This window comes from Bradyrhizobium sp. USDA 4502 (genome assembly GCF_054063355.1).
In genome coordinates this window covers 2,441,578-2,461,568 of record NZ_JBSSGF010000001.1, presented here as the reverse complement: position 1 = coordinate 2,461,568, position 19,991 = coordinate 2,441,578, and the positions used below count along the sequence as shown (strand labels likewise).

General features: G+C 65.5%; 21 protein-coding genes. 8 read left to right on the top strand and 13 right to left on the bottom strand.

Annotation, left to right across the window (positions count from 1 at the left end):
- Positions 1 to 42: 42 nt before the first annotated feature.
- The 5 genes from ACVW1B_RS11040 to ACVW1B_RS11020 form a co-directional block, all read right to left on the bottom strand.
- On the bottom strand, positions 43 to 747 hold the full coding sequence (locus ACVW1B_RS11040) for a PA1136 family autoinducer-binding transcriptional regulator (RefSeq protein WP_092089840.1): 705 nt from the start codon (positions 745 to 747) through the stop codon (positions 43 to 45).
- 156 nt (positions 748 to 903) lie between these two features.
- Positions 904 to 1,779 carry a glyoxalase III HchA gene (gene hchA / locus ACVW1B_RS11035; protein WP_456792156.1) on the bottom strand — a complete coding sequence of 292 codons (876 nt, stop codon included), beginning with the start codon at positions 1,777 to 1,779 and terminating at the stop codon, positions 904 to 906.
- Between the two features lie 100 nt (positions 1,780 to 1,879).
- Positions 1,880 to 2,575 carry a GNAT family N-acetyltransferase gene (locus ACVW1B_RS11030; protein ID WP_253608963.1) on the bottom strand — a complete coding sequence of 232 codons (696 nt, stop codon included), beginning with the start codon at positions 2,573 to 2,575 and terminating at the stop codon, positions 1,880 to 1,882.
- A 108-nt stretch (positions 2,576 to 2,683) separates the two neighbouring features.
- On the bottom strand, positions 2,684 to 3,328 hold the full coding sequence (locus ACVW1B_RS11025) for an O-methyltransferase (protein ID WP_253608964.1): 645 nt from the start codon (positions 3,326 to 3,328) through the stop codon (positions 2,684 to 2,686).
- A 26-nt stretch (positions 3,329 to 3,354) separates the two neighbouring features.
- Positions 3,355 to 3,975, bottom strand: coding sequence for a PadR family transcriptional regulator (locus tag ACVW1B_RS11020; protein ID WP_456780690.1), 621 nt, complete (start codon positions 3,973 to 3,975; stop codon positions 3,355 to 3,357).
- A gap of 203 nt (positions 3,976 to 4,178) precedes the next feature.
- On the opposite strand from ACVW1B_RS11020, the gene ACVW1B_RS11015 reads away from it, so the two are divergent.
- A complete protein-coding gene (locus ACVW1B_RS11015) occupies positions 4,179 to 4,532 on the top strand; it encodes an MmcQ/YjbR family DNA-binding protein (protein WP_253608966.1) in 354 nt (117 codons plus the stop codon).
- A 21-nt stretch (positions 4,533 to 4,553) separates the two neighbouring features.
- On the opposite strand, the gene ACVW1B_RS11010 is transcribed toward ACVW1B_RS11015, so the two are convergent.
- Together ACVW1B_RS11010 and ACVW1B_RS11005 are read right to left on the bottom strand one after the other, a co-directional pair.
- A complete protein-coding gene (locus ACVW1B_RS11010; RefSeq protein ID WP_456780691.1) occupies positions 4,554 to 5,120 on the bottom strand; it encodes a histidine phosphatase family protein in 567 nt (188 codons plus the stop codon).
- A gap of 90 nt (positions 5,121 to 5,210) precedes the next feature.
- Complete coding sequence (locus tag ACVW1B_RS11005; RefSeq protein ID WP_253608968.1) at positions 5,211 to 6,176, bottom strand: GlxA family transcriptional regulator; 966 nt, start codon at positions 6,174 to 6,176, stop codon at positions 5,211 to 5,213.
- Between the two features lie 205 nt (positions 6,177 to 6,381).
- Between ACVW1B_RS11005 and ACVW1B_RS11000 the strand changes: the two genes are divergently transcribed.
- Positions 6,382 to 7,023, top strand: a complete 642-nt coding sequence (locus ACVW1B_RS11000) for an HD domain-containing protein (RefSeq protein ID WP_253608969.1) — start codon at positions 6,382 to 6,384, stop codon at positions 7,021 to 7,023.
- Positions 7,024 to 7,030: 7 nt separating this feature from the next.
- Here the strand turns inward: ACVW1B_RS11000 and ACVW1B_RS10995 are convergent, their stop codons facing one another.
- Positions 7,031 to 7,489, bottom strand: a complete 459-nt coding sequence (locus ACVW1B_RS10995) for an SRPBCC family protein (protein ID WP_057019819.1) — start codon at positions 7,487 to 7,489, stop codon at positions 7,031 to 7,033.
- A 77-nt stretch (positions 7,490 to 7,566) separates the two neighbouring features.
- Between ACVW1B_RS10995 and ACVW1B_RS10990 the strand changes: the two genes are divergently transcribed.
- Entirely contained in the window at positions 7,567 to 8,658 is a 1,092-nt protein-coding gene (locus tag ACVW1B_RS10990; protein ID WP_253608970.1) for an adenylate/guanylate cyclase domain-containing protein, read from the top strand.
- Positions 8,659 to 8,663: 5 nt separating this feature from the next.
- Here the strand turns inward: ACVW1B_RS10990 and ACVW1B_RS10985 are convergent, their stop codons facing one another.
- Complete coding sequence (locus ACVW1B_RS10985; RefSeq protein WP_051002888.1) at positions 8,664 to 8,912, bottom strand: hypothetical protein; 249 nt, start codon at positions 8,910 to 8,912, stop codon at positions 8,664 to 8,666.
- A gap of 92 nt (positions 8,913 to 9,004) precedes the next feature.
- Here ACVW1B_RS10985 and ACVW1B_RS10980 point away from each other — a divergent pair, with 92 nt between their 5' ends.
- Entirely contained in the window at positions 9,005 to 10,225 is a 1,221-nt protein-coding gene (locus ACVW1B_RS10980) for a helix-turn-helix domain-containing protein (protein ID WP_456780692.1), read from the top strand.
- A 133-nt stretch (positions 10,226 to 10,358) separates the two neighbouring features.
- A complete protein-coding gene (locus ACVW1B_RS10975; protein ID WP_253608972.1) occupies positions 10,359 to 11,006 on the top strand; it encodes a Vgb family protein in 648 nt (215 codons plus the stop codon).
- A 28-nt stretch (positions 11,007 to 11,034) separates the two neighbouring features.
- Here ACVW1B_RS10975 and ACVW1B_RS10970 read toward each other — a convergent pair whose 3' ends face one another.
- Together ACVW1B_RS10970 and ACVW1B_RS10965 are read right to left on the bottom strand one after the other, a co-directional pair.
- Positions 11,035 to 12,252, bottom strand: a complete 1,218-nt coding sequence (locus ACVW1B_RS10970) for an MFS transporter (protein WP_253608973.1) — start codon at positions 12,250 to 12,252, stop codon at positions 11,035 to 11,037.
- Positions 12,253 to 12,387: 135 nt separating this feature from the next.
- A complete protein-coding gene (locus ACVW1B_RS10965) occupies positions 12,388 to 13,554 on the bottom strand; it encodes an ABC transporter substrate-binding protein (protein ID WP_253608974.1) in 1,167 nt (388 codons plus the stop codon).
- A gap of 213 nt (positions 13,555 to 13,767) precedes the next feature.
- Between ACVW1B_RS10965 and ACVW1B_RS10960 the strand changes: the two genes are divergently transcribed.
- A complete protein-coding gene (locus ACVW1B_RS10960; RefSeq protein WP_456780693.1) occupies positions 13,768 to 14,334 on the top strand; it encodes an AAA family ATPase in 567 nt (188 codons plus the stop codon).
- An 8-nt stretch (positions 14,335 to 14,342) separates the two neighbouring features.
- On the opposite strand, the gene ACVW1B_RS10955 is transcribed toward ACVW1B_RS10960, so the two are convergent.
- A complete protein-coding gene (locus ACVW1B_RS10955; RefSeq protein ID WP_057019813.1) occupies positions 14,343 to 14,894 on the bottom strand; it encodes a carboxymuconolactone decarboxylase family protein in 552 nt (183 codons plus the stop codon).
- A 136-nt stretch (positions 14,895 to 15,030) separates the two neighbouring features.
- Positions 15,031 to 17,541, bottom strand: coding sequence for an outer membrane protein assembly factor BamA (gene bamA / locus ACVW1B_RS10950; protein ID WP_456792155.1), 2,511 nt, complete (start codon positions 17,539 to 17,541; stop codon positions 15,031 to 15,033).
- Between the two features lie 284 nt (positions 17,542 to 17,825).
- On the opposite strand from bamA, the gene ACVW1B_RS10945 reads away from it, so the two are divergent.
- Both ACVW1B_RS10945 and ACVW1B_RS10940 read left to right on the top strand, forming a co-directional pair.
- Positions 17,826 to 18,548, top strand: a complete 723-nt coding sequence (locus ACVW1B_RS10945) for a response regulator (RefSeq protein WP_456821605.1) — start codon at positions 17,826 to 17,828, stop codon at positions 18,546 to 18,548.
- Positions 18,545 to 19,888 carry an ATP-binding protein gene (locus ACVW1B_RS10940; protein ID WP_253608979.1) on the top strand — a complete coding sequence of 448 codons (1,344 nt, stop codon included), beginning with the start codon at positions 18,545 to 18,547 and terminating at the stop codon, positions 19,886 to 19,888. The genes ACVW1B_RS10945 and ACVW1B_RS10940 overlap by 4 nt, the downstream gene beginning before the upstream one ends.
- Positions 19,889 to 19,991 lie beyond the last annotated feature (103 nt).

Genomic DNA, 19,991 nt, shown 5'->3' with positions numbered 1-19,991 from the left:
GCGATCGCTCGCCCGGCCCTGTGGCGGCCGACCGCAAGCGCCTCAGTCCTCGATCTCACCGCTGCGGATCGCAAGCCGGATGGCCTGCGCTGTCGTGGCGACGCCGAGCCGAAGCCGCGCACGCCGCAAATGGTTCTCGACCGTGCGTTCGGACAGGCCGAGCGATGCCGCGATGTCGGCCTGGCGTCGTCCCGCCGAAATCCAGCGCAACACCTCGCGCTCCCGCGGCGACAGGCTCGACGCACCGTTCGGCTCGTGCGCTTCCATCAGCCCGCGGGCGGCGCGGAAGGCCGCCGCGCCGATCATCGTCAGCGCCGCACGCGTCCGCGGCGACGCATCGATCCGCGTTCCGGCGAAGCTCATCGCGCCTTCGAGGCCGGTGCGCCCGAACACCGGAACCTGCAGCCCATGGAAACCGGGCCCGCGCGGCGTGCGCACCACGCGATACTTCTCGCCGCGCGCCGACATCACCTTGGTCCAAAAAAACGCCTGGTCCACATTGAGGAAATTGCGCGTCACCGGACAATGCCGGACATAGGTCTCGGCATCGACGGTCACGCCTTTGCCGAACCAGTCGCCTTCGACCCAATAGATCCGGTCAACCAGGTCCTCACGTGCCGGCGACGCCGAGAACATCACGAACCGGTCGTAGCCGAGCGGCACGCTCGCGGACCGCACCGCCGCCTGGATCGCGGGCAAGCTCTCGCTGCCCTCGATCGCAACCACGGCTTCGATGTAGCGGTCCATGCGGTGCCATCGTGTCGTGCGGAAGGCCGGTCGCGCGCGGCCGAGCGCGTTGAGGATTTTCCCTCAAGCGAGGTCGGCCTGCAAGGCGCGCGACATTGGCGCGCCGCCGGCGGCGCGGCGAGATTCGCGCCGCCCGGGGGTTAAGCCGCCGCCCGCTCAGCGCCCGCCGAGCGTATCGAGCAGAGCCTGTGCGGCTGCCTTGCCGACATTATTGGCGGCGAAGGGGCTGTCACCGGTGATCAGCTTGCGATCCTGATGGGTCTTGCCGGTGATGTCCTTGTTCAGGATCTCAACCCCGAGCGCCTGCAACTGTTCGCCGAACGCCCAGGTCAGCGCGCCCGGCATGTAGCCGATATCGGGCGTGGTCCGATCGATGGCGTCGGGAAATGCGCAGATCTTGTAGCCCTTGAAGGGATAGTCGCCCTTGGCTTCGCCGACCGCGGACGCCAGCAGCGCCGCCGGGCCATGGCAAAGCGAGATGATGTGCTTGTCGTTGTCGAGAGCCCATTTCAGGGCGGCCTTCACGTCGGTGCTTTCGGGCAAGCCGATCAGCGCACCATGGCCGCCGGGAATGAACACCGCGATGTAATCGGAATCCTTGCCGAGTTTTTTTTCGATCACGTCGGAGAGCTTCAGCGGCTGCTTCAGCCTGGCGAGATATTTCTGGTAGATGCTCTTGACCGCGTCGTCCTCCTTCGGAAACGCCCAGAGCTCGAATTTGACCGGATTGCCCGACACGGTCGCGATATCGAATTCGAAGCCCGCCTTGTCGAGGTGATACATCGGCAACAAGGTCTCGACGGGATGGTTGCCGGTCGAGAACATCGTGCCGTTCTGCAACAGCAGATAGCGCTCGTCCGCGGCGATCATCAGAATTTTCCAGCGGCCGCCTCTGTAGGCGTTGGGATAGTCAGCGCCGGAGAGATCCGACTTGGCCGAGGTGAATTGCCCAAGCGAGTAAGGCGACGGAAAGAAAGCATTGTTCTCCGCCGGATCGGGTACGGGACGCTTGTCCTGGGATTGCTCGGACATCGAGATATCCTCTCTCATCGTGTTGCGATCCGGCAAAGGTAAGCACGAGATCCGCGATGAGGAATGAGGGATTTCCCTCAACCCACTTTCCCGGGCATCCCTATCCCTGTTTCTGCAACACCGTGATGTGCAGGCGGCGGCGGATCTCCATGCCCTGGCGGCGATAGAGCGCGATCGCCGAGACGTTGCTGGTGAAGACGTGCAGGAATGGAATTTCGCCACGCGCCACGATCTGGCGGGCGACCGCCGACAGCAACGCCTGCGCGTAGCCACGGCCGCGATGCTCCGGATGCACGCAGACGGCGGTCATCTCGGTGTAGTTCCCCGGCTTCATCCGTTCGCCGGTCATCGCGACCAGTTCGCCATTGATGCGGATGCCGAGAAAGCTGCCGAGCTCATGCGTCCGCACACTAAACGGGCCGGGCTTTGTCAGCTCCGTCAACGCCATCATCGCAGGAACATCGGTAGCGCCGAGCGTGACGATCTCGACGCCGGGCGCAGAATGGTCCGCGGGCACGCCGATCATCTGCTCGCCGGTCTCGGCCAGCAGCACCTTGAACTGCGGCGGCACCGGGACAGGATCAGGCGTGAACAGCACCGCGATGTCAGGTCCCGACAGTAGCGCACCGAGCGCGGCAAAGCTCCTTGGCGACATGTCGACCATGTCGGCGAAGGGTGCGATCGCGAGCGGAAAGCGCCTTGCATCGGCGCCGCCTTCCGCCAGCTCGCGTTGTCTCGTGGTCAGCGCGCTCCAGATCGGGCGATCGAGCGGATGATTGGGCGGGACTTCGGACATGCGGCGCTTCGCTCCTGATTTTTTTGGAGCAGAGCAAGAAGCGCAGGCAAAATCCAGCATGGCGTGTTGTGGTTGTGGCTCACAATCACGCCAGCAGGTGAAACCCCGCTACGCCACCTTCAGGCAGAGCTCGGTGCCACCTTTGAGCGGCAGCGTGATCGACACGAAGCCGTTGTCGGGACCGCGCACGAACTCCAGGAAATCCGCCTCGGCATTGTCGTTCATGACGTAGCCGCCGACGCGCAGTTGCGGCGCGACGATCTCGACCACCTGGCGCGCCAGCGTCGGCCCCTTGTCGCCCGGCCAGCCGTCGATCAGGATGAAGTCAACGGGACCACCGAGATCGCGCAGCGTCTTGCGCGCATCGCCCTCGCGGATGTCGGCGTAGTCGGCAAGGCCGGCCTCCGCAAGATTGCGCTTCGCCGCTGCGACCTTGGCCGGAACGATCTCCGACCCGATCACGGTGCCGCCGCCATTGTCGCGCATCGCGGCGGCGAAATAGAGCGTCGACATTCCGACCGAGGTCGCGAACTCGGCGACGCGCTGGGCGCGCAGGCCGCGGCACAACAGATAGATCAGCTCGCCCTGCTCCGGGTGGATCGAGAATCCCTGCTCGGCATAGTCGTGCGGGTCGCGGCTGCCGCTCTGCGTCGGATTGCCCCTCACGGGCGCCCGGCGGGTGGCCTGCAGGCGCTCGATGACGGCGGTGACGCGGGCATCACGGATCGCGCTGTGCGGTTCGGCGTTGTACATGAAAGGTCTCCTTTGCTGCGACGGCGTCATTGCTGCAGGATCTCAGCGGCCGCGCGGTCGAGGATCTTTGCGATCCGCCGCGCCTCCGCGGCATCGCAGCCGCGCTTCTGGCGCAGCGCGCTCTTCAGCGCGTGACGGGCGCGGTGCACCTCGTCGGACGCCTCGCCGTCGAGATCGCTCACGCCGGCGAAGGCTTCGCGCACCTCCTCCATGCGGCGGCCGATCCGCGACAGCGCCTCGAGGATGGTATCCGCGGTCGTGCGGTTCTCGCCGAGATACGCCCTGCCCTGCTCGGTGATGCTGTAGAGTTTGCGTGCCGCGTCCTGGGTGACGCTGGCATTGCCGATCTCCTCGAGGAATGTCAGCGCCGGATAGATCACGCCCGGGCTCGGGCTGTAGAAGCCGTCCGACCGCTCCTCGATCCTCTTGATCAACTCGTAGCCGTGCGCCGGCTGCTCGCCGAGCAGCGCCAGGATGACCAGTTGCAGATCCTGCGACGAAAGCCGCCGCGATCCCGGAAAATCACCGCCGCCACCCCGCCCGAAGAAGCCATGGCCGCCGCGGCCGAAGCGATGGCCGCCCCGGCCGTGCCGGCCAATGGCGAAGAACCCAAACCGGAAGCCGTCATCGTCCCGGTCGCGAAACATCGATCGTCTCATTTGCTCATTTCTTACTAAAAACATATCTTACGATATATCTACAGATGGAAAGGCGACAACCCACATTTTCGTGAGATTTCCGAAATGGGCGGCGACCAGAGCTGGCCAAGGATGGCCGGCTCGGCCCCGGGGGCTTGTCGACCCTCGCGCGGCTGGCCTATGGCTTTGAACGCCTTCCAGCCCTGCGACTCATGCGCCCCAAGACCTTCGAAGCCCATTGTCTGCGCCTGCCCGCCGCCACCAAGGTGGTGCAATGGGAAGGCACGTCGGTGTTCAAGGTCGGCGGCAAGATGTTCGCGCTGGCCGGCGGCTACATCGAGAGCACCGGCGGCTTCATGTTCAAGACCTCGAACATGGCCTACCAGCTGCTGATCGAGCAGGGCTTGGCGCGGCCCGCGCCATATCTGGCGCGCGCCACATGGGTGCAACTGGTGAGGAACGACTCCCTGCCCGACGCTGAGCTCAAGGCCTATCTCGGCCAGGCGCATGCGCTGATCGTCGAAAAGTTGACGCGGAAGTCGCGCAAGGCGCTCGGGCTCGACTGATCGGCCAAGCTGCGACGCTATTCAGCCACCCAGCGGCTTGTCGGAATCGCCCGACAGCAATTTCGGAAACAGCTCCTTGAAGGCGAACTTGTCGTCGCCCTTGGCGCGGTCGAAGCGCAGCACGACGTCGAACCGGCTGCCCTCCCATTTGGTCGGCGGGGTGCCCTTGCTGACCGGGATCAGCGGAAGGATATCGGAGATGATCGCCTTGTGCTCCCAGCACAGCAGCACGACGCCCTTCAGCGCCAGCACCGCAGGCACCAGCCTCGGCTCATCGCCCTTGCCAAAGCTTTCGTTCGGGGTCAGGCCGCGCCGTGCGGCAAGCGCCGAGATCGTCTCGGCCGGACGGCTCGACGGCGGCTGATTGGCCGTGGTGCCCGGTGTCGCGGCATAGATTGCATCGGGCTTGGCATAGTCACCGCCGGTGAGATCGGTGCCGAACAACGCGGTCCACGCGCCCGCACGCTCCCACCCACGGAGCACAAGCGAGTCAGTGTCGGAGACGCCATCCGCGGTGAAACCGGGTCCCGGCCAGGAATCGCCCGGCTTCTCGGCATGACGGATGATGAAGAGCGTGAGCGCGTCCATGGGCGGCCTTTCGGGAGAAGATGTGTGGCAGGATCCGGCGTCGGTGACGTCGATCCTATCCCCGTTACAGCCTCCGGTTGACGAACCGCATCACAGTTTGCGAAAACTAGCGCGGTACTGCGCCGGCGACACGCCGAGCCGCTCGCTGAACACGATCCGCATCCGGTCGGCCGAACCGAAGCCGCAGTCGAACGCAACCGCCTTCAGCGGCCGGTCTGAGCCCTCGAGCAGCCGGCGCGCGGCGTCGACCCGCGCCCGCTCGACGAATTCATGCGGCGTGATTCCGGTCTCCTGCAAAAAGGCGCGGCCGAAATTGCGCACGCTCATGCCGACGGCTTCCGCCAGCGACTGCAGCGTGTGGCGATCGCCGACATGCTGCATGACATGCGCCTGCGCGCGCGCAATCGGCGAATCCTCATCGACCGGCGCGGTGAGATAGGGACTGAACTGCGACTGCCCGCCCTGGCGCTGCGCCACCACGACCAGCCGCTTGGCCACCGCGACCGCAACCTGCGGCCCGTGCCGCTCGGCGACCAGCGCGAGCCCGAGATCGATCCCCGCGGTCACGCCGGCCGAGGTCATCAGATGCCCATCGCGAATGTAGATGCGATCGAAGATTACCTCGGCTGCCGGAAAGCGCGCCGCCAGCCGCTGCGCGTTCTGCCAATGCGTCGTCACCTTGTGGCCGTCGAGCAGCCCGGCATGGCCGAGCGCGAAGGCGCCGGTGCAGATCGAACCATAGAGCTCGGCGCGCGCGGGCGCCCCGCGCAGCCACTGTGTCAGTTCGGGATCCGGCGCGGCGTCGGGCAATGCCGGCCCGCCCGCCACCAGCAGGATATCGAACTTCTCCTGTGCCTCGGCGAAGCTGAGATCGGCCGATATCTTCATGCCGTTCGACGCGCGCAGCGGTTCGCAGCCGGCGCCGACCAGCACCGTCTCATAGCCATTCCCCGCGGGCACAAAGCCGTTCGTTTCTGCGAACACGTCGACGGGACCCGCGACATCGAGCGCCTGAACCCCTTCGTGAATCGCGATCGCGACTCTCTGAATCGCCATACCTTCTCCCTGCCCGCTGGCGCGAAACGACGTCTGGTTGGCCCGATCCGGCGGCGCGCGATCGTTGCGGGATCGGGCCCAAACGGGCGACAAGCACGCCACGGATCGCGCCATCCGGCGATCCGCACACACCGCAGAGACGAGCGCCGGGCTCGCGTGTTCGCACGCCACGGCATCGTCTTGCCATATCGAGGAGCGTCTTGAAATGACCGAGATCATCGCCGGCATCCGCGTACCCGACAGCGCGATGGCCCGCGCCGCCACCCAGCTGGTGCGCGATACCGAGGACGACCTGCTCTACAATCACAGCCGCCGCGTGTTCTTCTGGGGCGCGCTGACCGGCAACCGCCGCAAGCTGAAATTCGATCCCGAACTGCTCTATATCGGCGCCATGTTTCACGACATGGGCCTCACCGCTGCTCACGCGAGCCCCGATCTGCGCTTCGAAGTCGACGGCGCCAACGCCGCGCGCGACTTTCTCAAGGGCTATGGCATTCCGGAGCGTGACATCGAGGATGTCTGGACCTCAATCGCCCTGCACACCACGCCTGGCGTCCCCGAGCATATGCGTCCGACCATTGCGCTGGTCACCGCCGGCGTCGAGATGGACGTGCTCGGCATCGCCTACGACGAATTCTCGCACGAGCACCGCGACCATGTCTGCGCGCACCATCCGCGCGAGGCGAACTTCAAGGAGAACATCATCGATCATTTCGCCGCCGGCACCATCAGGAAGCCGCTGACCACCTTCGGCAACGTCAAGGCCGACGTGCTGGCGCTGAAGGACATGAACTATACCAGGATGAACTTCTGCTCGATCATCCTCGGCTCGAAATGGCCGACATGACGCGACGTCAATGGCGGTTGGCGGGACCGTGGTCGGGGCCGGGATCCCGACCGGCGGCCGCGTGGGAGAGCCGGCCCATGTAATGCGCCCAACCCTTGTCGTGGCTCTCGCACTGCGCGGCGTTCGGCAGGCCGCTATGGGTCATGCGGAGCAGCGTGCCGTTGTCCTGCTCCATCAGGTCGATCTCGATCAGGCTCGATCCCGGCGGCACTTCCTCGCTGCCCTCCCAGCCGAAGCTGTAGGCCAGACGATGCACCGGCACGACCTCGCGGAACGCACCGCGCGCGGCGCGGCTGCGATCGCTGCCGAGCCCCTTGAGGAAGTAGAGGCCCCCGGGATGCGTCTCGGTCGCGGCTTCGAGCCCCATCCAGCTCACGATCTTCTGCGGATCGGTCAGAAAGGCGAACACGGTTGCAGCCGGGGCTGCGATCTGGATCTCGCGTTGAACGATGAAGGCTTCAGTCATCGATCCATGCTCCATTGACAGTCGGTGCTCAGGGATAATTCGTGACAAGAGTGGTGCGTCAACCCCATGATGGCGTAATGCAATTGTCCTCGACGTTGAGCTGGCTGGTCGACGCCGCCGCCGAGACCGCGGGCGCCAACCGGTTGTTGGCGGACCTCGGTAGCCACCTTATCACGGATGGCCTGCCGCTTGCCGGCGGCGCTCTGACGCTTGAGGTTCCGCACCCCCTGATTGCAAGACGAACCTGGCTGTGGCGTGCCGACAATGGCGAGGTCATCGAAGCGCTCGGATTCGCACCGGAACAACCTTTTGCGATGCCCGATATGGTGGGATCCGGCGACGCCGGCCGGCGCTGGCTCGGAACTCTCGCGCCCGGCCCGATCCACGAGGGCACGATTGGAACGCGGCCGGATGGCCCGACCCTCGGCTGGATCGGGACACGCGCGTTCACACCTGCCGAGGCGGATCAATTGCGCGAGGCGGCGCGGTTCACGGCCGCGCCGCTCGCCGCGCTCGCGGCGCGCGCGACACTGACGGCGGCGCTGGAGGCCTATCTCGGCCGGCGCAGCGCGGCGCGCGTGCTGGCATCGCCATTGCGGCGCAATACCGGCGAAACCATCCGGGCGGCACTGCTGTTTGCCGACCTTCGCGGCTTCACCTCGCTGTCGGAAAGCCATCCGCCTGCCGAGGTGATCGCGGCGCTCGATGCCTGGTTCGACCGCATCGCCGGCGCCATCCACGCCTTCGGCGGCGAGGTGCTGAAATTCATCGGCGACGGCCTGCTTGCGATCTTTCCGGTCACGACCAGCGCGCGCAGCGCATCCGAGGCGGCATTGCGCGCGGTGTCGGCGGCGCGCGTCGGCATGGCCCATCTCGATGCAGAGCGACGCAAGCAGGGCTTGCCGCCGTTGCCATTCGGCGCGGCGCTGCATCTCGGCGAGGTGCACTGGGGCAATATCGGCGCCGCCGACCGCCTCGACTTCACCGCGATCGGTGCCGCGGTCAATCTGGTGAGCCGGCTCGAAGGGCTGTGCAAGCCGCTGGAGCAGACCGTGCTGGTTTCGGGCGCCCTCGCCGCCGAGACCGAGACGCCGCTGGTCGCGCTCGGCAGTCATGAATTGCGCGGCATTGCGCGGCCATGCGCGGTCTTCACTTTGCCGGAGGGGTGAGCCGATCATCTGAACAGGCGCAGCCACGGCGCCAGATGAAATGCGCTCATCAGCGCGTACATCGGGACCATACCCTGCAATGACAGCGGTCCCTGCATCGCGCCGCAGATCATGTCGGCCGGCGCCATCGCGGCAATCAGCGCCATCACGGCGAAGGTCGGCGCCGCCGCCAGCGACAGAAAGCGCGCCACGATGGGCCCGCGTCCACTGAGCCGCCCCCTCACCCAATCTTCTCGTGTTTCAATACCGGCCATCGTTCGATCTCTCTGGAGATGATCCATGTCGTCATGTGCTAGGTTAGGACCGAGCCTCGGAGGGTGAGAGTGACAAGTGTGTCGGGATTCGAATGGACTCGCTGATAACGGCTGCGGCGCGCGCGCTCGCGGCGGGTGATCCCCTCGGCGCACTGAAACGGGTGGCCCTGCGCGACGATGCGCCGGCGCTGGCGCTGCGCGGCATCGCGATGGCCCGGCTCGGCGATTTCGTCCGCGCCAAGGAGCTGTTGCGGCGCGCAGGACGCGCCTTCGGCCCGCGCGAAGCGGTCGCGCGGGCGCGCTGCGTGGTGGCGGAGGCCGAGATCGCGCTGGTGTCGCGCGACCTTTCCTTTCCCGGCAAGAGCCTCGCCGCGGCGCGCGCAACGCTCGCAGCACGAGGCGATGCACTCAATGCCGCCCATGCCGGCTATCTCGAAATCCGCCGCCTGCTGCTGATCGGGAGCCTCGATGCGGCCGAGCGCATGCTTGATGGCCTCGACCCAGCACCGTTTCCGCCGGCGCTGCGGGTCGGCCATGAACTGGTCGTCGCCGGAATCGCGATGCGGCGGTTGCGGACCAAGCCGGCACGCGAAGCGCTGGCCCGCGCGAGGGAAGCCGCGCGCCGCGCCGGCATCGCCGAGCTCGCGGCCGAGGTCGAGAGCACCGCGCGCATGCTCGCCACACCCGCGGCGCGCCTGATTGCGCGCGGCAGCGAGCAGCCGCTGCTGCTCGAGGAGGTCGAAGCGCTGATGGCGTCGAAGGCGCTCGTCGTCGATGCCTGCCGCTATGTCGTGCGCGATATCGGCACGACGGTCTCGCTGACCCGACGGCCGGTGCTGTTCGCGCTCGCCCGCGCGCTGGGCGAAGCGTGGCCGCAGGACGTGTCCCGCGGCACGCTGATCGCGCGGGCGTTTCGCGGCAAGCACGCCGATGAATCACACCGGGCGCGGCTGCGGGTCGAGATCGGACGGCTGCGCCGGGCGCTGCGGCCGCTGGCCGATCTCAGCGCGACACCGGACGGCTTTGTGCTCCAGCCGCATGGCCGGCGCGAGGTGACCGTGCTGGCGCTGCCGGTCGAGGAGGAGCATGCCGCGGTGCTGGCTTTTCTCGCCGACGGCGAGGCCTGGTCGAGCTCGGCGCTGTCGGTCGCACTGGGGGCGAGCCAGCGCACCGTGCAGCGCGCGCTCGACGCGCTGGCCGCCACCGGTAAGGTGCAGTCGGTCGGCCGTGCCCGCGCCCGGCGCTGGATGACGCCGCCGGTGCCTGGATTCACGACGACGTTGTTACTCCCTGCCCCGCTGCCGAACGGCTAGCATCAGGACACAATTGGAAGCGTTTTCGAGCGAAGCGGATACCGGTTCGCGTGAAGAAAACGCGTCAAAACAGGATTCTGGAGCCTCGATTCTGATTCAATCAGAATTGAAGCTCCAGGCGACGGGAGCGCACATGAAAAAGGCCACGGCCGAGATCATCCGGGAATACGGCCCCTTCGACGGCGTCGAGAACGTCGGCGGCGTCAGCTTCGACGGCGAGCAGGTCTGGTTCGCGGCCGGCGATCGCCTGGTCGCCTTCGATCCCGACAGCGGCAACACCACCCGCACCCTCGATATCGCGGCTCATGCCGGCACCGCCTTCGACGGCAAGCACCTCTATCAGATCGCCGAGGACCGCATTCTGAAGATCGAGCCGAACAGCGGGCGCGTGATATCCACCATCCCCTCACCCGGCGGCGGCCGCGACTCGGGCCTCGCCTGGGCGGAGGGCTCGCTGTGGGTCGGCCAGTATCGCGACCGCACCATCGTTCAGATCGATCCGGAAACCGGCAAGGTTCTGCGCACCATCGAAAGCAACCGGTTCGTCACCGGCGTCTCCTGGGTCGATGGCGAACTCTGGCACGGCACCTGGGAAGGCGATGAAAGCGACGTGCGGCGGATCGACCCGCAGACCGGCGAAATCATGGAAAAGCTGGAGATGCCGCAGGGCGTGTTCGTCTCTGGCCTCGAGTCCGACGGCGCCGACCGCTTCTTCTGCGGCAGCGGTTCCGCCAACAACAAGGTGCGTGCCATCCGGCGACCGAAGCGCAGCCGCGCGTGAAGTGGATCGCTTCACGCGCGCACCGGCCTCATGCCGGCGCCGGCACCGCGGTGGGCCGCGCCGCCGGCATCGGGCGGAACGTCATCATGATCAGGAACGCGCCGATGCCGACCGCCCAGGAGCCGACATAGAGCCACGTGTAGCTCGCGAAGGTGTCGTAGATCAGCCCACCGGCGAGCGGTCCGGTCGCCATGCCGAGGCTGCCGGCCATCGCGGTGCCGCCGATCACCGTACCCATCATCCGCAGCGGAAAATTCTCGCGGATCAGCACGGAATACAGCGGCATGGTGCCGGCATAGATGAAGCCGAAGATCGCCGCGACCGCGTAGAATGCGGCGAGCTCGCGCACGAAGACGTAGCCGAGCGCGCCGAACGCCTGCGCCAGCAATCCGAGCACCAGCACGCGCTTGGCGCCGAAGCGGTCGCCGAGCAGGCCGAAGGCGATGCGGCCGCCCATCCCGGCGAGCCCTTCGACGCTGTAGATCGTCACCGCAGCAACCATCGGAATGCCGCAGGTGACCGCGTAACTCACGGTATGGATGATCGGGCCCGAATGGGTGGCGCAGCAGAAGAAATTGGTCGCGATCAGGATGATGAATTGCGGCGAGCGCAGCGCCTGCGCCAGCGACATCGGCGGTTCGCCGTTTTCGGAGATCGCTTCAGCGTGGTCGCCCTGCAGCGCCGGCGGGCGGCGCACCAGGAACGAGACCGGGATCATGATCGCGCCGACCACGCCCGAGACGATCAGCATCGCGGTGCGCCAGTCGTGGTGGGAGATCAGCCAGGCCGCAAGCGGCGACATCGTCATCGGCGCCATGCCCATGCCGGCCGACACCAGCGAAACGGCGAGGCTTCGATGGGTGTCGAACCAGCCGGTGACGCAGGCCATCATCGGCGCGAAGATCGCCGCCGTTGCCGCGCCGACCACCGCGCCGAACACGAACTGAAAGGCCAGCAGCGATGTTGTCTGGCTGGCCAGCGCGAGGCTTGCCGCCAGCACGACCGATCCGGTCAGCACCACCGGAAGCGGCCCGAAGCGGTCGGACAGCGTGCCCCAGATCATGCTGGTGAAGGCCATCGCGAGAAAGCCGATCGTCATCGCGCTGGAAATGCCGGTCACCGACCAGCCGGTCTCGCGCGCCATGGGCTGGAGGAACACCGGCAGCGAGAACATGCCGCCGATCGCGACACAGCCGAGCAGGCCGCCGGCCGCGACGATCACCCAGCGATAGGTCGAATTGCTCATTCCGGAACTCCCGTTCAGCTCATTCTGGCTGGAAGACGAGCGGGAGGACGCGAAACCGACAGCTGACGAGCGCGCCAGCTCACTTTTTTGCGAGCATCGCGGGCTCGAGCGCCGCTACCGAAATATTCCTCCTGGTCAGCGGCCAGCGGGACTGCACCCCGGCTCCGGCGCGATCTCGCCGAGTGCTCGCACCTGCACGAGTTCCGAACCCTGCGTCCTGGCAATGAACATGTTCATCGCCGCGTGATGATCCTGACCGAGCGCGACAGGGCCGGTCGGCGACGGAATGGCGAGGCCCGCCATCGCGTCGATGATCGCCTCCTTGTCGAGCTTGCCGGCCCTCTCGGCCGCCGCCTTGAGTGCGATCAGCGTGTTGTAATGCGTCATCACATAGTTCGACATCGCGACACCCGGCTCTGCGGCGGCGCGCGCCTTCGCCACGAACGCCTTGACGGCCGGATCCTCGCTCGCCGCGACCGCCGGCACCACTGTGACCATGTTCTGGCCCTTGCCGCGGAAGATGCCGAGGTCGACCTCGGACAGTCCGAGGAATGCCACGGTGATGTCCTTTAGCAATCCGGCCTCGTCGGCCTGCCGGATGAAATCCATCCCGTCGCCCTTCAGCGCGAACAACAGCACCTTGGCCTTGCTCGCCGCGACCTCCTTGATCAGCGGTGAAAAGTCGGTCTCCGTCCCCAGCGTGTATTTGGTCGCGACCACCTTGCCGCCGAGCTTCTCGATCAAGGGCTGCGCGATGTCGAACATCTGGTGCGGCCAGACCCGGTCGGCGCCGAGCAGGAAGTACGTGTTGCCGAAGGCTTGCGTCATGTAGGGCAGCAGCTGGCCGAGCTCCTGGTTCGGCACCGCGCCGAACGAAAACAGATAGCGGCTGCATTTGCCGCCCTCGTAATTGGTGGCATAGAGCAGCGGCGTCTTCGAGCTCTCGGCAAGCGGCACCAGCGCATTCAGGTTGCGCGAGGTGATCGGACCGACCACCGCCAGCACGCCGTCCTTGTCGACCAGCGAACGCATGGCGTCAGTGGCCGCCTCCGGCCGCGTCTTGTCGTCGGCATAGATGATTTCGACCGGCCGGCCGAGAATGCCGCCGGCCGCGTTGATGTCCTTGGCGGCGAGATCGAGCCCCAGCCGCGCCTGCTGGCCGTAGAGCTCGACACCGCCGGAAAATGGCAGCACCGCGCCGACGCGGATCGGTTCGCCGGATTCCGCGGCGCGCGAAGGCTGAAGCAGCGCACCGCAGAGCAGAAGCGCGAGCGTCGTGCAGATGATCGAGCGTGATGCCATATGCGTCGTCCCTTCAAGCTTGATACAACCATGCTTGATCGAGGTTATCGGCGTGGCACTGAAGAATTCGTCAAGCGCCCCCCATTTGCGTCACATTCGAGGCTATGCTCACTCCGCGCGTCGAGACATTTCCGCGCGCCTTCTTCCCCAAAATTTCTGGCCTATCCGGCAACCCGCATCCGCGGAGTGCCGGCCCACGCCTTGTCATGATCGATGAAAGGACACCCTTTGCAAAACCGCTTCGTCCTGATCTCCGGCTGCTCCGGCGCCGGAAAATCGACGCTGCTGGCCGATCTGCGTGCGCGCGGCTATCCGGTCGTCGAGGAGCCCGGCCGCCGTATCATCGCCCATGAGCTCGCGTCCGGCGGCAAGGCGCTGCCGTGGGTCGATGCGGCAGCATTCCTGCATCGCGCCATTGACGTCGCACTGAAAGATATGGAGATGGCCAAAGCCCATTCCGGATGGGTGTTCTTCGATCGCGGCCTCGTCGACGCGGCGTCGGCGCTCCAGGCGTTGACAGGCGAGCCGGTGCTGCACCCGAATTGCTCCATCCATCGCTACCACGGTCGTGTGTTCATGACGCCGCCATGGCCTGAGATTTACGTTACCGATTCGGAGCGGCGGCACGGCTTCGAAGCAGCCACGGCGGAGCATCGGCGGCTGATGGAGACGCTTCCGACGCTCGGCTACGACGTCATCAGCCTGCCGAAGCTATCGCCATCCGCGCGGGCCGATTTCGTGCTGGCGACGCTCGGCGGCGGCGTCCTACCTAAGGCCTGATCAGGCCGTCATTCCGCGGCCTCACGCTGCGGAACGCCCTGCTCGACATCGAGCTGCAAGATGTCGTTGAAGCGATTGAACGCGCCGCACAGCGCGATCCGCCATGTCAGCTCGACGATCTGCGCTTCCGAGAAATGTTCGCGCAGCCGTGCGAATATCTCGTCGCGGGTCTTGTTCCAGTTGTTGGTTACGGCGATCGCATATTCGACCACGAGCTTGTCGAGCGCATCGAGCTCGGGATGATCCTGATAGTCGAGCAGCCGTTCGGCGCCCGCTTCCGAAACTCCCTGGATCGCGAGCTTCGGCGCATGGTGCGACACGCAATAATCGCACTTGTTGAGCAGCGACACCGTCACCAGCGCGAGCTCGAGATGCCGCTTCGAGACCACCGCCTCGTCGGCGAGATCGACCAGCAGCGACCACATGTGCTTGAAGATCGGCGGGCGCTGCGCCATGACGCCGGCCTGGTTCTCGAACGCGCCATAGGTGGTCATCTTGTCCCACAGCGGCTTGAGCTCGCTCGGCAGGTCGTTCCTGGTCTTGATTGACACGCGTGACATGGATTGCCTCGGATCGGAAATTGAACCAATGCAGCCTGCCCCGCTTCGCCTGATACCGCAAGCCGCAGGGCGGCATGGCAGGCGTCACGCTGGCCGCAATCCGCGGCGCGGTCCGGCAAGCGGAGCGACTGTCGGTTCAGAACGACGTCCCGCCTCCGAACCGGAACTCCTGCACGATGTCGTACTTGCCCTTCGTGATCGGCACGGCGTAATCGAACCGCAGCGGGCCGAACGGCGAGGCCCAGATCAGGCCGACACCGACCGAGGTTCGCACCACGTTCCCATCGTCGTATTGAAGGCCGCATTTGCAAGCAGCCGTATTCACCTCGCCGGTTGCGGCCCACGACGTCGGGCCTTGATAACCCCAGAGCGAGCCGGCGTCCGCATAGACGGCCCCCTTCAGCCCAACCTCGGAGGGCAGGAACCAGAACGGCATCTGCAGCTCCATCGACGCGCCCCAATATTTGGTGCCGCCGAGCGCGTCTCCGACTGCGCCAAGGCTCGCATAGGTGATGTCGCGCGGGCCGATGCCGTTGGTGGCAAAGCCGCGCACCAGGTTCGGCCCCATCTGGAAATGGTCCAGCATGCGCAGATCATTGTCGCCGACCTTGGTGAGCAGGCCGCCCTGCAGGTGGATCAGTCCGATCAGGTCGGACACCAGCGGCGTGTAGTATTTCGCGTCGACCGCGCTCTTCAGATATGTCACGTCGCCGCCGACGCCGGCAAAGTCCTGCTTGAAGTCGATCAGCAGGCCGTCGGTCGGGTTCTTGTTGTTGTCGAGGGTGTTGTAGCTCAGGGTGTAGCCGATCTGCGAGGTCCAGGTCGCCCCTGCGGCCAGCTCCTTGCGCACCGGCAAGGTGGATTCTCCGTCGCCATAGCAGCCATACCCATAGAGCCCTGACGAGACCGAGTTCGTGGGATCGACGCCGCCAAGCACACTCTGGATGTAGGCAGGCGTCGGATTGAACGCGAGCGACGGGTTGGACGGATTGTTGTTGCAGTTCGCGTAGGCGCTATCGAGCGAGATTTCCTGCTGATAGAGCGAGTATCGCAACTGGAGGGTCAGGTCTTCGCGCAAGGCCAGGCCGAGCCGCGGCGAGAACCCGATCGTCTTCACGCCATAGGTCGTGTAGTCCGTCGGCAATTGCTCCTTGTAATACGCATCGAGCCCGAGCGCGACGCGATAGTCGAGCAAATACGGTTCGACAAAGGACAACGACAGGCCGCGCGAGTACTGGCCGTAGCTGACCGTTGCCTTGGCAAACAGGCCACGGCCGAGCAGATTTCGCTCCGAGATGCTGACCTCGGCGAGCGCGCCGTCCGTCGTGGAATAACCGCCAGACACGGAGAAGTCGCCGGTCGACTTTTCCTCCAGGTTGACGATCAGAACGACGCGATCGCTCGTCGAGCCGGGCTCGGTGGTGATCTTGACCGTCTTGAAATAGTCGAGATTCTTCAGCCGCCGCTCGGCGCGATCGACCAGCGCACGGTTATATGCATCGTCCTCGGAGAGATCGAACTCGCGCCGGATCACGTAGTCTCGGGTGCGGCCGTTGCCGCGAATGTCGATCCGCTCGATATAGGTGCGCGGCCCCTCCTCCACGCGAAACATGATCCCCACCGTGTGGGCCTCGAAATTCCGGGCGCCGTCCGGACGAACCACCGCGAAGGCGTAACCGCGGCGCGACGCCTCGATCTGCATGTCCTCGACCGATTTCTCGACCGCCTCGACATTGTAGAGCGAGCCTTCGCCGACGCGCGACAATGAACGCAGCGTCGTCGGATCGAAGCCCGCAATGTTCGAACGGAAACCGACCGTCGCAACGCGGTACTGCTGCCCCTCATCGATCTTGAACGTCACCTGAAAGCCCTTGCGCGCCGGATCATACTCGGCGAGCGCTGCCACGACCTGGACGTCCGCGTAGCCGTGCTTCAGATAGAAGCGGCGGATCAGGTCACGATCGGCCTCGACCCGATCCGGGTCATAGATGTCGGCGTTGCCGAGAAAGCTCAGGAAGTTCGTCTCATGGGTCTTGATCACGTCCTTCAGGCGCACCGCCGAAAAACTGTTGTTGCCCATGAACTCGATGGTCTTAATGCCGGTCTTCGCTCCCTCATCGACGGTGAAGACGAGATCGACGCGGTTGTTCGAGCGTTCGATGATCTCCGGCGTGACGTGCACGTCGTAGCGGCCTGAGCGCCGATAAATCTCGGCGATCCGCAGTGCATCCGACTGCACCATCGACCGCGACAGGGTGCCCCGCGGCTTGGACTGCATTTCGGCCGAGAGCTGCTCGTCCTTGATCTTTTTGTTGCCCTCGAACACGACGCGGTCGATCACCGGATTCTCGATCACGGAAACGACGATCCTGCCGCCCGCCTGATTGATCTTGACGTCCAGGAACAACCCCGTCCCGACCAGCTCCTTGAGCCCGTCGTCGATGGCAGCCTGATCGAGATGGCCGCCAGGTCCGGACCTGAAATAGGAGCGGATGGTCTCCGCCTCTACTCTCCGGTTGCCTTCCACCGTGATCGCGTCAACCGATTGGGCCGCCGCCGGAGTCAACAATGGCCATATCACGGGCGTCCCCGGGATCGAAAACCCCGACAGCACGATCGCCGCGACAAAGCCCCGCCACGTCTTCATTCCACACCTCGCGAACAACAAGCTCGTTGTGACGGGATGGTGATGGCTGCGGTGTGGCTGCCGGATTGCGGGATTATTTCCAGTGGTTTGGGACTGTGAGCGCGATGCGACGCGGCCAGCATCGCGGATTGCTTTGGGCTGCGAGCGACGCTTACAGTTCAGAAACATTATGCTTACGAAAAGGCGCAATGCCGCCCACAAGCGACGCGTATGCTGGTCAATTGGTGGCTGAGCGCGCTGGAACGCGCGCCAATGACGTTATGATGAGGACCCAGTCGCGGATCATGCTTGCACACACTCCGAAGATCCTGATCGTCGAGGACGATCTGCCGACCAGAGACTTGATCGCCCGCTACCTGCGCGACCAATCCTGCCTGGTGGCCACGGCCTCGAACGGCAGGGAAATGGATCGTTACCTTGCCGGGCATTCGCTCGATCTCGTCGTCCTCGATCTGATGCTGCCCGGAGAGGATGGACTGACCCTGTGTCGCCGCCTGCGCGGCGACTCGACGATCCCGATCATCATGCTCACGGCAAAGGGCGAAGACCTCGACCGGATCCTCGGGCTCGAGATGGGCGCGGATGATTATCTCGCCAAACCGTTCAATCCGCGCGAGCTGCTGGCGCGGATCAACGCGGTGCTGCGCCGCCAGGCCCAGGCCGGCCTTGCCGGGCGCTCGGGCCAGAGCGCCGCCCGCCGGCGCTTCCAGGACTGGACCATCGATCTTCGCCTGCGCGAATTGCGCGATCCCGACGGCGCCCAGGTCCCGTTGACCAGCGCGGAGTTCGACCTGCTGCAGGTGTTCTGCGAGCGGCCCGGCCGGATCCTGACGCGGGATGGCCTCTTGACCATGACGCGCAGCCGGCCGGCCAGTCCGTTCGGGCGCAGCATCGACGTCTTGGTCAGCCGGCTTCGCCGCAAGCTCGATACGAGCGAAGGATCGTCGGTGATCCGGACGGTGCGCACCGGCGGCTACATCTTCACGCCGCATGTGGAGGACGCATGAGCGGGACCCGCAGGATTGCCGCGCTTTTCAGCTTCCACCGGATCAGTGGCCAGATCGCCGCGCTGATCCTGCTTTCTCTGGTGCTCATCCATGCGCTGATCGGGCTTTATTTCGTCAGCCAGAAGCCGAGATCGTTCGCGGACAGGCCGATCCATCAGTTCCAGCTGGTTGCCAAGCTTCTGGCCGAGGCCCCTGCGGCCGATCGCGCAACGCTGTTGCGCGCGGCCGATCGAGCCTTTCCTCGCCTGCACCTCACATTGCGCGACGCAGGTCCGGGCTCGTCTGACGGTGCTTCGTCAGAGCCGCCCGGCGTCGACGATATCGACGAGTTTTCCTCGAAGACCGCGCCGGCGGCGGCTCGGTTGCCGGACGGAGTCCTGTTCGAAGCGACGATCGGCCCGACGAAAATGCCGCCGTTCTTCGGCGGATTCTGGGTCAGCACGTTCCTGTTCCTGTTCGTCAGCGTCACGCTGCTCGGCGTGTGGGCCGGCCGCGCGCTCAGCGCGCCGCTGTCCGCGTTCGCCCGCGCCGCCGAGAATTTCAGCATCAGCCAGGCGGACGCGCCGCTGCCGGAGACCGGCCCGGAGGAAATCCGCGCCGCAGCGGTCGCGCTCAATCGTATGCGCGAACGCATCACCACCTTGATGAATGACCGCACGCGCATGCTCGCCGCCATCAGTCACGACCTGCGCACACCGATCACCCGGCTGCGGCTCAGGTCCGAATATATCGAAAACGATGCCCAGCGTGCGGAGACCCTGCACGACCTCGACCAGATGCAGGCCATGCTGGAATCCGTGCTGTCATTCCTGAGCGGCGGCAGCGCGGCGAAGCCGACGCTTGTGAACGTCGCTGCGCTGCTGCAGACGATCTGCGAGCAATTCTCCGATTGCGGTCATGTCGTGCGCTACGAGGGCCCGACCAGGGCTTCGCTCCTGATCCGCCCGAGCGAGATCAGCCGCACCGTGACCAACCTGGTGGAGAACGCCCTGAGGTTCGGCAGCGAAGTCGATATCCGGCTGACCGCGTCAACCGATAGGGTCACTATCGATGTCTCGGACGACGGTCCGGGGATTCCAGAGCACCGCCGGGCCGAAATGCTGAAGCCGTTCGTCCGCGGCGACGAGGCCCGCACCATGGACGAGAAAAGCGGCTTCGGACTTGGTCTTTCGATCGCTCAGGCCATGGTGTGCGGGCATGGCGGCGAGCTGTCGCTGCACGACAACACGCAGCACGGCCTTCTTGTCCGCATCAAATTGCCGGGGCCCGTGCACCTCGGATCGGATCGAAGCGGGACGAGCGCGTCGCGACCCGTACTTCCTGAGCTCGTGTCCGGTTAAAGCAAGATTCAGAATCGCTTGCCCCTGCCACCCGGCCGCTTTTGATCAGACCCGGACTGCCGGCGTGACGCGGCAATCGCCGTTCTCCTCCGCGTCATCCCTG

Excerpts from the sequence above, each read along its gene's own strand:
- ACVW1B_RS10980 (WP_456780692.1), top strand. The coding sequence starts at position 9,005 with ATGGACTCGCTGATAACGGCTGCGGCGCGCGCGCTCGCGGCGGGTGAT.
- ACVW1B_RS10970 (WP_253608973.1), bottom strand. The coding sequence starts at position 12,252 with ATGAGCAATTCGACCTATCGCTGGGTGATCGTCGCGGCCGGCGGCCTG.
- ACVW1B_RS10945 (WP_456821605.1), top strand. The coding sequence starts at position 17,826 with ATGCTTGCACACACTCCGAAGATCCTGATCGTCGAGGACGATCTGCCG.
- ACVW1B_RS10995 (WP_057019819.1), bottom strand. The coding sequence starts at position 7,489 with ATGACTGAAGCCTTCATCGTTCAACGCGAGATCCAGATCGCAGCCCCG.
- ACVW1B_RS10985 (WP_051002888.1), bottom strand. The coding sequence starts at position 8,912 with ATGGCCGGTATTGAAACACGAGAAGATTGGGTGAGGGGGCGGCTCAGT.
- ACVW1B_RS11015 (WP_253608966.1), top strand. The coding sequence starts at position 4,179 with ATGCGCCCCAAGACCTTCGAAGCCCATTGTCTGCGCCTGCCCGCCGCC.
- bamA (WP_456792155.1), bottom strand. The coding sequence starts at position 17,541 with ATGAAGACGTGGCGGGGCTTTGTCGCGGCGATCGTGCTGTCGGGGTTT.
- ACVW1B_RS10955 (WP_057019813.1), bottom strand. The coding sequence starts at position 14,894 with ATGTCACGCGTGTCAATCAAGACCAGGAACGACCTGCCGAGCGAGCTC.
- ACVW1B_RS11030 (WP_253608963.1), bottom strand. The coding sequence starts at position 2,575 with ATGTCCGAAGTCCCGCCCAATCATCCGCTCGATCGCCCGATCTGGAGC.
- ACVW1B_RS11010 (WP_456780691.1), bottom strand. The coding sequence starts at position 5,120 with ATGGACGCGCTCACGCTCTTCATCATCCGTCATGCCGAGAAGCCGGGC.
- hchA (WP_456792156.1), bottom strand. The coding sequence starts at position 1,779 with ATGTCCGAGCAATCCCAGGACAAGCGTCCCGTACCCGATCCGGCGGAG.
- ACVW1B_RS10975 (WP_253608972.1), top strand. The coding sequence starts at position 10,359 with ATGAAAAAGGCCACGGCCGAGATCATCCGGGAATACGGCCCCTTCGAC.
- ACVW1B_RS11025 (WP_253608964.1), bottom strand. The coding sequence starts at position 3,328 with ATGTACAACGCCGAACCGCACAGCGCGATCCGTGATGCCCGCGTCACC.
- ACVW1B_RS11020 (WP_456780690.1), bottom strand. The coding sequence starts at position 3,975 with ATGTTTCGCGACCGGGACGATGACGGCTTCCGGTTTGGGTTCTTCGCC.
- ACVW1B_RS10965 (WP_253608974.1), bottom strand. The coding sequence starts at position 13,554 with ATGGCATCACGCTCGATCATCTGCACGACGCTCGCGCTTCTGCTCTGC.
- ACVW1B_RS10940 (WP_253608979.1), top strand. The coding sequence starts at position 18,545 with ATGAGCGGGACCCGCAGGATTGCCGCGCTTTTCAGCTTCCACCGGATC.
- ACVW1B_RS11040 (WP_092089840.1), bottom strand. The coding sequence starts at position 747 with ATGGACCGCTACATCGAAGCCGTGGTTGCGATCGAGGGCAGCGAGAGC.
- ACVW1B_RS10960 (WP_456780693.1), top strand. The coding sequence starts at position 13,768 with ATGAAAGGACACCCTTTGCAAAACCGCTTCGTCCTGATCTCCGGCTGC.
- ACVW1B_RS10990 (WP_253608970.1), top strand. The coding sequence starts at position 7,567 with ATGCAATTGTCCTCGACGTTGAGCTGGCTGGTCGACGCCGCCGCCGAG.
- ACVW1B_RS11005 (WP_253608968.1), bottom strand. The coding sequence starts at position 6,176 with ATGGCGATTCAGAGAGTCGCGATCGCGATTCACGAAGGGGTTCAGGCG.
- ACVW1B_RS11000 (WP_253608969.1), top strand. The coding sequence starts at position 6,382 with ATGACCGAGATCATCGCCGGCATCCGCGTACCCGACAGCGCGATGGCC.